At 61.3% G+C, this 12727-nt stretch carries 12 protein-coding genes; 9 read left to right on the top strand and 3 right to left on the bottom strand.

All coding sequences use genetic code 11. The features are described from left to right. Window positions 1–324: 324 nt before the first annotated feature. Window positions 325–1491 carry an MFS transporter gene (locus QFZ94_RS24240; RefSeq protein WP_429460119.1) on the bottom strand — a complete coding sequence of 389 codons (1167 nt, stop codon included), beginning with the start codon at window positions 1489–1491 and terminating at the stop codon, window positions 325–327. 353 nt (window positions 1492–1844) lie between these two features. On the opposite strand from QFZ94_RS24240, the gene QFZ94_RS24235 reads away from it, so the two are divergent. The 6 genes from QFZ94_RS24235 (at window position 1845) to QFZ94_RS24210 (ending at window position 7989) form a co-directional block, all read left to right on the top strand. Next, window positions 1845–2513 carry a response regulator transcription factor gene (locus tag QFZ94_RS24235; RefSeq protein ID WP_410848981.1) on the top strand — a complete coding sequence of 223 codons (669 nt, stop codon included), beginning with the start codon at window positions 1845–1847 and terminating at the stop codon, window positions 2511–2513. A gap of 231 nt (window positions 2514–2744) precedes the next feature. Further along, complete coding sequence (locus QFZ94_RS24230; protein WP_429460116.1) at window positions 2745–4979, top strand: PAS domain-containing protein; 2235 nt, start codon at window positions 2745–2747, stop codon at window positions 4977–4979. 133 nt (window positions 4980–5112) lie between these two features. After that, window positions 5113–5811, top strand: coding sequence for a response regulator transcription factor (locus QFZ94_RS24225; RefSeq protein ID WP_410848979.1), 699 nt, complete (start codon window positions 5113–5115; stop codon window positions 5809–5811). Window positions 5812–5897: 86 nt separating this feature from the next. Then, window positions 5898–6257 (top strand): response regulator transcription factor, encoded by a 360-nt coding sequence (locus QFZ94_RS24220; protein ID WP_368585586.1) that lies wholly within the window; start codon window positions 5898–5900, stop codon window positions 6255–6257. A gap of 177 nt (window positions 6258–6434) precedes the next feature. Beyond that, the gene (locus QFZ94_RS24215; RefSeq protein WP_429460113.1) at window positions 6435–7460 is read left to right on the top strand and encodes an alpha/beta fold hydrolase; all 1026 of its coding nucleotides are present in this window, start codon (window positions 6435–6437) and stop codon (window positions 7458–7460) included. Window positions 7461–7476: 16 nt separating this feature from the next. Next, window positions 7477–7989: a cytochrome P460 family protein gene (locus tag QFZ94_RS24210; protein ID WP_429460111.1), complete on the top strand. Its 513-nt coding sequence runs from the start codon at window positions 7477–7479 to the stop codon at window positions 7987–7989. A gap of 148 nt (window positions 7990–8137) precedes the next feature. Here QFZ94_RS24210 and QFZ94_RS24205 read toward each other — a convergent pair whose 3' ends face one another. Further along, entirely contained in the window at window positions 8138–8503 is a 366-nt protein-coding gene (locus tag QFZ94_RS24205) for a BON domain-containing protein (protein ID WP_368585589.1), read from the bottom strand. A 371-nt stretch (window positions 8504–8874) separates the two neighbouring features. Between QFZ94_RS24205 and QFZ94_RS24200 the strand changes: the two genes are divergently transcribed. Genes QFZ94_RS24200 through QFZ94_RS24190 form a run of 3 tightly spaced genes read left to right on the top strand, consistent with a single transcriptional unit; the run spans window position 8875 to window position 12279 of the window. After that, the gene (locus QFZ94_RS24200; protein WP_429460109.1) at window positions 8875–10278 is read left to right on the top strand and encodes an amidase family protein; all 1404 of its coding nucleotides are present in this window, start codon (window positions 8875–8877) and stop codon (window positions 10276–10278) included. A 55-nt stretch (window positions 10279–10333) separates the two neighbouring features. After that, complete coding sequence (locus QFZ94_RS24195) at window positions 10334–11758, top strand: aldehyde dehydrogenase family protein (protein ID WP_429460107.1); 1425 nt, start codon at window positions 10334–10336, stop codon at window positions 11756–11758. Window positions 11759–11814: 56 nt separating this feature from the next. Further along, window positions 11815–12279, top strand: a complete 465-nt coding sequence (locus tag QFZ94_RS24190; RefSeq protein ID WP_429460105.1) for a RidA family protein — start codon at window positions 11815–11817, stop codon at window positions 12277–12279. Window positions 12280–12301: 22 nt separating this feature from the next. On the opposite strand, the gene crcB is transcribed toward QFZ94_RS24190, so the two are convergent. Continuing rightward, complete coding sequence (gene crcB / locus QFZ94_RS24185; RefSeq protein WP_368585592.1) at window positions 12302–12682, bottom strand: fluoride efflux transporter CrcB; 381 nt, start codon at window positions 12680–12682, stop codon at window positions 12302–12304. Window positions 12683–12727 lie beyond the last annotated feature (45 nt).

The following is a 12727-nucleotide window of genomic DNA, read 5'->3' as shown; positions in this document are numbered from 1 at the left end:
TGCATCAACCACTTTCCTCTTTAAACCCTTGTTGCACACGGCTCTTCGAATTTTTCAGACCCGACTAAATACTTTCAATGTAAAAAGTAAATTATATTGCTCCGCCTGCTTCTGGTCGTCTTTCATGCGCTCGTCATCAACACCGAGGCAAGGGCTGCGCCATGAGGGGCTTGGCCTCGAAGTTTTTTACCAACCGCTTTAGCATTATTTATCCAATCCAAGTTATTACGCTGATGCTGAGCGTTGCATTAATGTCTGTGAACTCCCATTGGTTATTGCAAATGGGGAATCCCTTTAACCCTGTCGTTCAACATTCCGTCGTGGTCACGAACTGAATTGCGCAGCGAGGCGTCGCCTGTCGCGGAGTACGGATAGCACGAGTGCCGACATGCCGCATATCGCGATCAGCGCGGTCAACGCGTTCTTCCCGGCGTGCACGAGCACCCAGCCGCCGACGGCCGGAAAGCCGAACGCACCGAGCGAGTAAGCGACGATGAACCATGTCAGCGCGGCGTGACGATGGATGGCATTGGAATCGTTGACGGCTTGTTCCTGGATCACGGGATAGGCGAGGCCATAGCCAGTTCCGAACAGCACGGCGCTGGTCGGGTGAAAGAGCGTGTGATACGGAACGGCGAACATTGCTGCAATGCCAAGCAGCATCAACATCAGCACGAGTTTCGTCGTGATTTCACGCCGCGAACTGATCACGAGCCGTCCGAGCAGCCAGCGCGCGAGAACGACCGTCACGGTATAGAAGCTGAAGAACGTGCCGGCGTGCGAGCCAGTGCCCTGAACGAGCGGCATCTGGAACGTCAATAAGCCGGAGAAAACACAGGCGCACAAGCCAATCATCGCGATCGAATAAACCGCGCGCGTGCGGAGAATGGCGCCCGAATTCAGTGCCCATGGCTTTTGCGTGTGCGTTGCGGGATTCGGCGACAGCCGTGCGAATGCTTCCAGCATCAACGATCCAGCCATGCACAGCCCCGCGACGACTAGCAGCACGCTTGCAACGCTCCAGTGCAGCGAGCGGATCGCGAACGCGGCTAGCGCCGGCCATGCGCCGATGCCCAGCATTTGTATCGTGCCGAACCGCATGAACCACGAGCCACGATCGGCATTCGTGGTTCGTTCGGCAAGCGCCATTGGAGCGGCGAGACTAAAAGAACCCCAGCCGAAACCGACAAGGAACCCGGGGACGAAACCGATCGCATTCTCTGGCGCGATGACCGTGAAAGCCGCAACGCCCGCGCCCAGGCATAGCGCCGCAATCGCGGTCAAGCGCGCCGCGCCGACGCGCGGCGCGAACCAGTCGGCTAGCGGAAAGCTCACGAACGTGCCGATCACCGCTTGCGCCAACGCAATGCCGGTGTTCAGGTCGGTTCCGCCGGCGGTCCGGAAATGCATCGAGAGCAGAAACGTCGCGCCATAACCGCTGGCGGCGAGCAGCGTGCCGAGTAGAACGAAAAGAGCATGGAATGGTTGCATGCTTCGAACTCTGTTGATCGACAAGGGCAGACATATTAATCCGCCAGCCGGCGCTCAGAGGTTCCAGAATGATTAACCCATACCAAGGTATTAGCTCGCCATCCAGAAATCAGTAAGCCCTGGACATTCCGATCCAGGCCGCTCGACGCGAATTTCCAATACCAAAGTACTAGAGCCTCTTCATTACGCCCCATGTAAGCTTCAGGCTTGACGTGACAGGGATGACCGCATCGCGGCCGGCAATCCGGCGGCTATTCCCTGCAACGGTCGAGTCAGCTATTGAAGTCCAACTGATATCGAGGGTGTCTGCGATGGCCCATTCGCAGACCGTATCGTAGTAGAAGACTATCTTGATGCTAAACACTGAGACCGCGTGGTCCGCTACGACCGCAGCCAACAGAACCGCGGGCATCGTCTATGTCGTAGACGACGACGATTCGGTACGCGAAGCGCTAACGGGTCTGCTGCGCTCGATCGACCTGGAAGTCGACGCGTTCCGCTCCGCTGAAGAGTTCCTCGCGGCGCCCAAGGGCCCGGGACCAGCGTGCCTCGTGCTGGACGTGCGCTTGCGTGGCCAAAGCGGACTGGCGTTGCAGAAGTCGCTATTGACGCAGCAGCGCGCTCCGATGCCCGTTGTCTTCATGACGGGATATGGCGATATCGCCATGACGGTCGAGGCGATGAAAGCAGGGGCCCTGGACTTTCTCACCAAGCCGTTCCGCGATCAGGACATGATCGACGCGGTGGTCGCGGCATTGCAGCGCGACGCACGACGCCTCGAAGCGGATAGCTCGCTGTTCGAGGCTCGCGAACGGTGGGGCGCGCTGACGCCTCGCGAGCGGGAGGTGCTGGTCAACGTCGCGTCCGGTCTGATGAACAAGCAGATCGCTTCCAGAATGCGCATCGCGGAGGTGACGGTCAAGATTCATCGGGGCCAGGCAATGCGCAAAATGAATGTGCGCTCCGTTGCCGATCTCGTGCGTAAAACGGTTGCGCTCGGCGTAGGTCCATCCGGGCAGTAAAGGCGGGTGCGAACGAAGCCCGCAACGTGGCGATCAGCCAACTTCACCGTCTTCAATTCGACCTCAATGCGGCTTTAATCAGCCCGCCTTTCGCGCACCCATTGCATTGCGATGACTTTCGTCGCATGGGATAATCGCGCCACTTTCTGGTCGGCACCAAACTACGCACCTGAACGCAGGTTTCGGCGAACGTTTGAGAATCTCGCGCCTGCTCGCAAAATCAAAACAATGATGGGACTGGCAATTGATTCCGGCATCGTCCTCGATGCGCTGTCCGCGATGGCCTGGACCGCGCTGCCCGACGGTCGGGTCGACTTCGTGAACCGAAAGTGGTCCGAATACACAGGACGGGTGCTCGACACATCATCCGACTTGCAGTGGCGCGACGTGATTTGCGTCGACGACTTGCCGATGCTGCTCGACCGGCAAACCGCCATTCTGGCGTCCGGAGAGCCGGGTGAAATAGCGGCGCGTCTACGGCGCTTCGACGGCCAGTACCGTCGGTTCGTGCTTCAGATCAGTCCGCTGCGTGATGGCGAAGGGCGCATCGTTCGGTGGTGCGGAGTCTGCAATGATGTCGAGGACTTGCGGCGAGCGGAGGAGGCACTGAAGCGAAAGGAGCTCGACCTGCAGTTGATCGTCGAGAGCATTCCCGTGCCCGTCACGGTGATGTCGCCGACAGGCGAAGTCGAAGCTCAGAATCGGCTCACGCTGGAATACTTCGGAAAGTCGTTCGAGGAACTCAAAGCCTGGCGGAGCGGCGGATTCATTCATCCGGAAGACCTCGAGGCGGTGATCGCCGCGCAGGAAGCATCGCTCTCGAACGGCACCGCGCACAATGTAGAGAGCCGTTACCGGCGTGCCGACGGAACCTACCGCTGGTTCAACGTGCGCGGATTTCCGTTGCTCGGCCGGGACGGCAGCATTTTGCGCTGGTTCTTCCTGTCGATCGATATCGAGGACAGCAAGCGTGCGGAAATCACGCTCGCCGCGAGCGAGCGCCACCTCAACGAGACGATCAACGCACTGCCCGCGCTGATCTGGTCAGCGCGCCTGAACGGCACCGGCGAGTTTTACAACCAGCACTACCTCGATTATCTCGGCAGAACGCTGTCGCAGGTGCGAGATTACGGATGGATGGACTCGGTGCATCCGGACGACCGGGCTGGGCTGATGTCGGTGTGGAGCTCCGTGATGGCCAGTCAGTTGCCCGGCGCGGCGGAGGCGCGAATGCAGCGCTACGACGGCCAGTACCGATGGTTTCTGTTTCGCACCAGCCCATTGCGGGACCAGCACGGCAAGGTCGTCAAATGGTACGGCGTCAACATCGACATCGACGATCGCAAGCGCGCGGAGGAGGAGCTGCGGCGCAGCGAAGCATTTCTCGCCGAAGGTCAGGCGCTGGCGCGAATGGGCAACTTCTCGTGGCACGTCGATACGGGCGAGATTGCCTGGTCGGATCAGCTTTATCACATCTTCGAGTTCGAGCCGGGCACTACGGTGACGCTCGATCGTATCGTCGCGCGTTATCACCCGGATGACGTCGGTCTCGCGTTTCAATTGATCGAACAGGTGCAACGCGGCGATAGCGATGTCGAGAGCCAGTATCGCCTGCTGATGCCGGATCAGTCGGTCAAGCATGTGCATTTGCTGGGGCATCGCGCGACTGACCGTCCGGGTGGTCGCGAATACATCGGCACGGCCCTCGATATCAGCCAGCGCCGCCGCTCGGAAGAGGCGCTCGACAAGGCGCGCTCGGAGCTTTTGAATGTCGCGAGGATCACGAGCCTCGGCGCGTTGACGGCTTCGATCGCCCACGAAGTCAACCAGCCGCTGTCGGGAATCGTGACCAACGCCAGCACCTGTCTTCGCATGCTGGCGGCAGTGCCCGCCAACATCGAAGGGGCGCAGGAGACCGCGCGGCGCACGATCCGCGACGGCAACCGCGCGGCCGATGTCATTGCGCGCTTGCGTGCGCTCTTCAGCAAGCGCAGCGTGACGCTGGAGGCGGTCGATCTCAACCATACGGCGCGCGAGGTCGTTGCCCTGATGCAGACCGATCTGGACCGGGCCCGGGTCATCGTGCGCGCGGAGTTCGCGGACGGGCTGCCGTTGGTCGGCTGTGATCGGGTGCAGGTCCAACAGGTGATCATGAATTTGCTGCGCAATGCCGCCGATGCGATGAGCAGCGTCGACGATCGGCCGCGGCGCATATCGGTCAAGACCGAGGCCGACTCCGACGGGATGGTTCGTTTGACCGTGCTTGACTCGGGGGTCGGCTTCGATCCGCAACACGCGGAACGGCTTTTCGATGCCTTTTATACGACCAAGAATGACGGCATGGGCATTGGTCTCGCGATCAGCCGGTCGATCATCGAAAGCCAGAACGGGCGTCTGTGGGCGGCTTTGCCGGATGACGGGCCCGGCGCGAGCTTCGCATTCTGTCTACCCATTTACGGCGGGTAAAGGCGGATAACGGGCATATACATACCTCTGTATGATGGAAGCGCATCGGGGAATCCGGCATTGTCCGGTGTTCGGACCAGGATTCATTCGGAGCCTTTATACGAATCGGCGACCGATATTAGCGAGGTATGCGATGAAGAGACCTGGTGAAACCCAGGGCCGCGTGTCCACGAGCACCCCGCAGGCGGTCCCTGTCGTGTTCGTCGTGGATGACGACGTCTCCGTGCGCGAATCTCTGGAATTGCTGATTCGCAGCGCGGGATGGCAGCCGCAGGTATTCGGATCAGCCCGGCAATTTCTCGCGCACCCGCGTGTTTGCGGACCAAGCTGCCTGCTGCTCGACGTTTCTCTGCCGGATCTGCATGGTCTGGATCTGCAGCGGCAAATCGTGGCCGACCGCGCCGACATGCCGATTATTTTCATCACCGGCTACCCCGATGTGCCCGTTACCGTGCGGGCCATGAAAGCCGGCGCGATCGAATTCTTCACCAAGCCGTTCAACGGTGAAGCCTTGCTCGAGGCCGTTCGCGACGGCATTGAACATAGCCGTCACGCGATCCAAGCGGAGAGCGAACATGCCTCGCTGCGGGCCCGCTATGCCGCGCTGACTCGCCGCGAGCGGGAAGTGATGGCGTTGGTGGTTGCCGGGTTGCTCAACAAGCAGGTGGCGGCCGAACTCGGTATCAGCGAGATCACGGTCAAGGGTCACCGTGGCCGCCTGATGGAGAAAATGGCGGCGAACTCGCTGCCGGAACTCGTGATCATGGCCGCCCAGGTGGGCGGGCAGTTCAGCTCGCGTGTCGGCTCGCCCAAGAGTTTTTCAATCGATTGATACCAAGGTATCGTGGATCGGCCGCCCGGCTTCATGCATGCTTCGAGCCGAGTAGCGGATCCAACGGGACTTGATTGCGGGTAATCATGCTGGTAACGGTGGTCGATGATGACGAAGCGGTGCGGGAATCGCTTCCAGATCTGGTGAGAATGTTCGGTTATGCGGTCAGCGAGTTCCCGTCCGCGGAAGCTTTCCTCGCATCCGAGGTGGTCGATCAGACCGACTGTCTGGTCCTCGACGTCAACATGGCGGGGAAAGGCGGGCTCGGGCTTTTCTGCGAGTTGAAAAGTCTCGGCAAGAAGATTCCCGTCGTCTTCATCACTGCCCACAAGGACGAAGCCATTCGCGAGCGTCTGCTCATGCAGGGCGCGTCTGATTGTCTGTTCAAGCCCTTTAGCGATACCGCACTTCTCGCGGCACTCCAGCTTGCGCTAGGTGAAAACTGAAAGTAGCCCGGTACTTCGGCGCAATACCGAGGCCGTAGCTCCGCGTGCGGATATACCTGCGTATAGGGCGCTAAACCGATCGCCGTATAGTCCGATCCGTTGATCGGATGGTGCCATGTCACGTGTGCCCATAAGCTTGATCGAGTCGACTTTAAACTACTCGAGAGGAGATGGAGCGTGGCAAAACTGATTGACGAACGTCGCCGGCAAATCCTGCGAACCGGCCTTGCAGGCGTTGCGATAGCGGGATCGGGAGTTGCCGGATTGGCTCGCGCGCAGCCGGTGTCCGCGAGCACGAACGCCGCCTCCTTCGGTGAGATTCGCCGGGTTCACGCAAATGGCTTAAGCATCGGCTACGCCGATGTGGGCCCGAAAGAAGGTCCGGTCGTCATCCTGCTGCACGGCTGGCCCTACGATATCTACAGCTTCGCCGAGGTCACGCCGATACTCGTGGCGGCCGGACATCGGGTGCTCGTGCCGTATTTGCGCGGCTATGGTCCGACGCAATTTCTATCGGCGGACACCCCGCGCAATGGCCAGCAAGCCGTTGTCGCCGTCGATATCGTCGCGTTCATGGACGCGCTGAACGTCAGGCAGGCGGTGATCGGCGGATTCGATTGGGGCGCGCGCACCGCCAACATCGTCGCCGCGCTGTGGCCCGAGCGCTGCAAGGCGCTCGTCTCCGTCAGCGGTTATCTGATCGGCAGCCAGGCGGCCAACGAGAAGCCATTGCCGCCGCAGGCCGAGCTGGCCTGGTGGTATCAGTTCTATTTCTCCACGGCGCGCGGCCAGGCGGGCTATGCGCAGAACAGTCACGATTTCAACAAGCTGATCTGGCGTCTCGCGTCGCCGCAGTGGCGCTTCGATGACGCAACCTACGAACGCACGGCGGCCTCGTTCGACAACCCCGATCATGTGGCGGTGGTGATCGACAACTATCGCTGGCGTCTGGGGCTCGCGCATGGCGAGGCCAAGTACGACGACATCGAGAAAAAGCTTGCGCAATCGCCGGCGATCGCGGTGCCGACCATCACACTCGAAGGCGACGCCAACGGCGCGCCGCATCCGCAGCCGGCCGCGTACGCCGCGAAGTTCACCGGCAAGTACCAGCACCGCGACATCAGCGGCGGCATTGGCCACAATCTGCCGCAAGAGGCGCCCAAGGCGTTCGCGGACGCGCTGCTGCGAGTCCAGCGTCTTTAACGGAAGAGTGCGCGAAATGATGCTCGCTCGCTTCGGGGCGCCGCTTGCCGCAGCGGTGCTCGTGCTTGCGGCAGCGGCGAATCAGGGCGCCGCTGCCGCGGATGCAACGAGCGCCGAGTCGCCCATCTACGGCGTGACGATTCCCAAGGGCTACCGGCAATGGCAGATGGTCGCTCCGGCGGAGGAAGCCGCGCCGCTAGACGAACTGCGCGTGGTGCTGGGCAATCCGCTTGCGATCAAGGCAATCGAGAGCGCCACGCAGCCGTTTCCGGACGGAACCGTTCTGGTCAAGCTGGCGTACAGAAAGAAGCAGTCGGACGACTTTGCGCCGGCGACCGTGCCGGGCGAACCGACCACGCTGCAGGTCATGGTGAAAGACTCGCGCCGCTATGCATCGACGGGCGGTTGGGGCTTTGGACGTTTCATCAACGGTGTGCCCGCGGATGCCGCGCAGCATCAGACGTGCTTTGCGTGCCATGCCGCGCTCGTCAAGGATCGCGACTACGTTTTCACGCGATACGCGCGTTGACCTGAACGCCTTTGCGGCAGCTCGCTCGTGATCGTTCGGCTTCGCATGGAGTCATGGGCGCGCCGTCGAGTCCGCCGTTCCCGCTCGGTGAGCCCATAGAAATGCGCCGGCATAGCCGGCGCGATCTCCCACGATGAAACCGGCAGGATCAGGGCGCTGCGTAGAGCGTCAGCTTGCTCGACACCGACTGCACGCCCGGCACTTTCGACGCGACATCCTGAGCGAGCTGGTCCTGCGATTCGTCGAGAATGGTGCCCGCCAGCGTGACCTTGCCCGTGCGCGTATTCGCGAATACGGCGATGTCCGTGTCGTTCAGTTGTTTGGAGCTGAACAGAGCCTCGCGGACCTTCTTCGCCAGTGCGTGATTGGCGGCGCGATCGGCGCGCATCTCCGCGCGAAGCTGCTCTTTGGTCGGAGCGGCGTTGTCGGCGGGGGGCGTCGCGGCTTGTACGAGTGCGGCCGATGACAGCAAAACGGCTAGAGCACCCGTGAGTGCCTTGTGGCGTAACGTCATGGAATCACCTGTTGACGAGGGATTGAGGAGGAGTCTTGAATGTGGGTCTTGCCCGCTCGAAAGCATAGTCTGCTGTCCGTCTCTTCTCTATCAGACATTCGGTGCCGAACCCTATACGGATGTCAACACAGCGTTATACCTTTGGATATGGCTGCGAGCCTGCGCACATGCAATTGCGCGTCAATCACCAATGCGTATTTGTCGACCTGGAGAAACTCATAATGTCCCGTTACAAATAACGAAGTACCAGACAACATGCGGATACAAAGTGCGCGCTAAATGATGCCTGCGTGCATGACCGATCAATCCGACAAAGCGGCATAACCATCGTTCGGATTGGCGAAGACCAACGACGACTCCCGGGAGAATCCATGAAAGAACTTTGGCGCCTGAGTGCAAGCGAACTTGCGACGCGGATCAGGAACGGTGACGTATCGGCAAAAGAGGCCGCGCAATCCGCATTGGAGCGTCTCGAATCGGTGAATCCGGTGCTGAATGCGATCGTTGCGTACCGGCCAGAAGCGGTGATTCAGCAGGCCGAGGCGGTGGACCGCGCGCGCGCTCGTGGCGACAAGCTGGGGCCGCTCGCCGGCGTTCCGGTGACGGTGAAGATCAACATCGACCAGCGCGGCTTTGCGACGACGAACGGAGCGCGCAGTCACGAGAACCTCGTCGCGCAAGTGAACAGCCCGCTCGTCGACAACCTGGAAAAGGCGGGCGCAGTGTTGCTGGGCCGCAGTAACTCGCCGACCTTTGCGTTGCGCTGGTTCACATCGAACCAGGTGCACGGCAAAACCTTCAATCCTCGAGACCGCTCGCGCACACCGGGTGGGTCGTCGGGCGGCGGCGCTGCCGCCGTTGCGGCGGGCATTGGACAACTCGCGATCGGCACCGATATCGGCGGTTCGATCCGCTATCCCGCGTATGCCTGCGGTGTTCATGGAATTCGCCCGAGCCTGGGACGCGTGCCAGCGTATAACGCGACGTGGCCGGAACGCCCGATCGGTCCTCAACTGATGTCGGCGGCGGGCCCGATGGGTCGAACGATCGCGGACCTGCAACTGGGTCTGCTGGCGCTGTCGGCACCGGACGTTCGCGACCCCTGGTATGTGCCGATGCCGCTGGTCGGCGCCGACGCGCCGAAGCGCGCGGCGTTGTGCCTGCGTCCCGGCGGTTTGCGGATCGCTCCGGAAGTCGAAACGGCGCTGCGCGAAGCCGCGCGCAAGCTCGTCGATGCCGGTTGGACGGTCGATGAAATCGATGACACGCCGCCGATTCGCGACGCGGCGCAGGTTCAGGAGCGGCTGTGGCTTGGAGATGGATTCGATGCGCTGGCAAATTCGGTCGAGAGCGATGGCGACCCGGGCGCGGCCGCGGTGGTCGCGGCGGCGCGGCTGAAGGTAGTCGACCTGCCGGTCGATGTCATCAAGGATTCGCTCGTCAAACGTACCACCTTGATGCGGCAGTGGCGGACGTTCTTCGATCGCTATCCGGTTCTGATCCTGCCCGTATCGGCGGAGCTGCCGTTTCCTGACGATCTGGATCGCGAGGGGATCGAAGGGTTCGAGCGCGTGTGGGAGTCGCAACTCACGATGCGAGCGCTACCCGCGATGGGCTTGCCGGGTCTCACGGTCACGACTGATCTGGTGAATGGAGTTCCGGTAGGCGTTCAGATCGTTGCCGCGCATTTCAGGGAGGACCTGTGCCTGCAGGCCGGTCTTGCAATCGAAGAGCGCAGTGCGCCGGTGTCGGTAGTCGATCCGGTAGCGGACTGACCATCCATACACGAAGCCGCGAAACAGAATCGAGCAATGAATGGAAGAAAGGACCATGCGTGAAATCAATGGAGGCTATATCAATGGCGAGTTCGCGCGCTTGCATGGCGCCGAGACCATCGAGTCTCTAAACCCCGCCACTGAGCAACCGATTGCGACGGCCCGGCTCGCCGATCGCGACGACGCCCGAAATGCAATCGCCGCGGCATGTGCCGTTCAGCCATTCTTGCGCGATACGTCGAAAGCCGAGCGCATCGGCATGCTGCACAGCCTGCAGTCAGCGATCCTCGCTCGTACCGACGACATTCGTGAGGCCACCATCGAGGAATACGGCGGCCCATTGGCGCGGGCGCAGTGGGTCAGTCAATACGCGTCCGATTGCCTGTCGAGAACGGCCGACCTGTTGAAGGATTTTCCGTTCGAACGACAGATAGGCGACGCAAGCGTACGTCTCGAACCAGTGGGCGTCTCCGCGCTGATCGTTCCATGGAACAGCATCGCGGGGACGATTTGCAGCAAGCTGGCGTCCGCGCTCGCGGCGGGCTGCGCAACCGTGATCAAGCCGAGCGAGCTGGCTCCTCTGCAGACGCAGGTGGTGACGGAAGCCTTGCACGCAGCGAAGCTCCCTGCCGGCGTCGTGAACGTTGTGCTGGGACGCGGCAGTGACGTCGGCGACGAACTGAGCATCAACCCAGGCGTCAGGAAAATCTCGTTCACGGGTTCGACTTCAACGGGCAAGCACATCGCCCGCGCCGCTGTCGATACGATGAAGCGGGTGAGCCTGTCATTGTCGGGAAAATCGGCGTCGATCGTGTTACCCGATGCCGATCTCGACAGTGCAATTCCTCTCGCGCTGAACGCGGCCTTCATGAACAACGGCCAGGCTTGCGTGAACGGTACGCGTCTGCTGGTTCCGCGGATCAGGTTGAAAGAGGTGCTGTCTCTGGTCGAACGTACGGTTTCGGCCATGCGGGTTGGCGATCCACGCGACCCGGCGACGGCAATTGGGCCGCTGTCGACGCGCAGTCAGTACGAGCGCATCCAGCGGTACATTCATGTCGGCCTTGCGCAAGGGGCTACGCTGGTAGCCGGCGGCGAAGGCCGCCCAGACGGTTTGACCCAAGGCTTCTTCGTCAAGCCGACGGTTTTCGCTGACGTGCATCCGGAGATGGATATCGCGAAAGAGGAAATCTTCGGCCCGGTACTTTGCGTTCTCGCGTACGACTCAGAAGAAGAAGCCATCAGCATAGCCAACGACTCGAGCTACGGCCTGCAGGCCTATGTCTTTTCCGGACGGCAAGAACATGGCGTCGCGATTGCGTCGGCGCTGGAGGCGGGCAGTGTGCTGGTCAATCGCATCGTCCCGGAAACGATGGCGCCTTTTGGCGGCGTAAAGCAGTCCGGGATCGGCCGCGAATTCGGCGTGTATGGCCTCGAGGCATTCCTCGAGCCGAAGTCGATCGTGTCTCCGAAGCACTGATCACGCGCACGCAACAGCTATATCACCACAGAACCTGATCCATTGAGGAGGTCTTGATGAGTCGTATCGATATCTATGAAAAACTGAGCCAGCTCGGCATCAGTCTGCCGACTGCCGGCGCGCCGGCGGCCGCTTACGTGATGTGTCGTCAGACGGGAAGCAGCGTCTATCTATCCGGTCACATTGCGAAGCGCGATGGCAACGTCTGGGTGGGGAAACTCGGCGAAACATTGGCGACGGAGGAAGGCAAACAGGCCGCCCGATTGACCGCGATCGATGTACTGGCCTCGCTGCACACCTTTCTGGGCGATCTGAATCGGGTACAGGGGATCATCAAGCTCATGTGCCTCGTCAATTCGGCGCCCGACTACACCGAGCAGCATCTGGTGACCAACGGCGCGTCCGAACTGCTGGCTGAAATCTTTGGAGAGGACGGCAAGCATGCGCGTTCCGCTTTCGGCGTCGCTCAGATTCCGCTGGGTGCGTGCCTTGAACTGGAAATGACGGTACAAGTGGCCTAGGTTCGCGCGGCAGGCGCGCGCCTCAGCGCGCCAGCAGCGAAACCGTCGCGATGCCGAGAATCGTCATGATCAGCGACGTGCTCACGTGAATCGCCACTTCGCCAGCCGCCCAGCCGAGCCGGCCGTCCTGCAGGCGCTGCACGACTTCCGCGGAGAACGTCGAGAACGTCGACAGCCCGCCCATCAGACCGGTGATGACGAACAGCCGCCATTCCGGCGAGAGCTGGGGCACCCGCGCGAAGCCCGCGACCGCCACGCCGATGATGTAGCCGGCGATCACGTTGGCGGCGAGCGTGCCAAGCGGCAGGTCAGTAAAGAGTGGGTTCAGTCGAAAGCCGAGGAACCAGCGAAACAGCGAGCCGAGTGCGCCGCCAATCGCGACAGCGAGAAAAGACCAATACATGGAAGAGGATCGAACCGGGAATGTCGACAAACCGGTTGATGCGGG

This window comes from Paraburkholderia sp. JPY465 (assembly GCF_050436725.1).
Taxonomy (GTDB): Bacteria; Pseudomonadota; Gammaproteobacteria; order Burkholderiales; family Burkholderiaceae; genus Paraburkholderia; species Paraburkholderia youngii.
Note: the sequence above shows the minus strand (reverse complement) of the source record. Positions and strands in the feature narration are given on the sequence as shown.

Excerpts from the sequence above, each read along its gene's own strand:
- QFZ94_RS24240 (WP_429460119.1), bottom strand. The coding sequence starts at position 1,491 with ATGCAACCATTCCATGCTCTTTTCGTTCTACTCGGCACGCTGCTCGCC.
- QFZ94_RS24235 (WP_410848981.1), top strand. The coding sequence starts at position 1,845 with ATGCTAAACACTGAGACCGCGTGGTCCGCTACGACCGCAGCCAACAGA.
- QFZ94_RS24230 (WP_429460116.1), top strand. The coding sequence starts at position 2,745 with ATGGGACTGGCAATTGATTCCGGCATCGTCCTCGATGCGCTGTCCGCG.
- QFZ94_RS24225 (WP_410848979.1), top strand. The coding sequence starts at position 5,113 with ATGAAGAGACCTGGTGAAACCCAGGGCCGCGTGTCCACGAGCACCCCG.
- QFZ94_RS24220 (WP_368585586.1), top strand. The coding sequence starts at position 5,898 with ATGCTGGTAACGGTGGTCGATGATGACGAAGCGGTGCGGGAATCGCTT.
- QFZ94_RS24210 (WP_429460111.1), top strand. The coding sequence starts at position 7,477 with ATGATGCTCGCTCGCTTCGGGGCGCCGCTTGCCGCAGCGGTGCTCGTG.
- QFZ94_RS24205 (WP_368585589.1), bottom strand. The coding sequence starts at position 8,503 with ATGACGTTACGCCACAAGGCACTCACGGGTGCTCTAGCCGTTTTGCTG.
- QFZ94_RS24200 (WP_429460109.1), top strand. The coding sequence starts at position 8,875 with ATGAAAGAACTTTGGCGCCTGAGTGCAAGCGAACTTGCGACGCGGATC.
- QFZ94_RS24195 (WP_429460107.1), top strand. The coding sequence starts at position 10,334 with ATGCGTGAAATCAATGGAGGCTATATCAATGGCGAGTTCGCGCGCTTG.
- QFZ94_RS24190 (WP_429460105.1), top strand. The coding sequence starts at position 11,815 with ATGAGTCGTATCGATATCTATGAAAAACTGAGCCAGCTCGGCATCAGT.
- crcB (WP_368585592.1), bottom strand. The coding sequence starts at position 12,682 with ATGTATTGGTCTTTTCTCGCTGTCGCGATTGGCGGCGCACTCGGCTCG.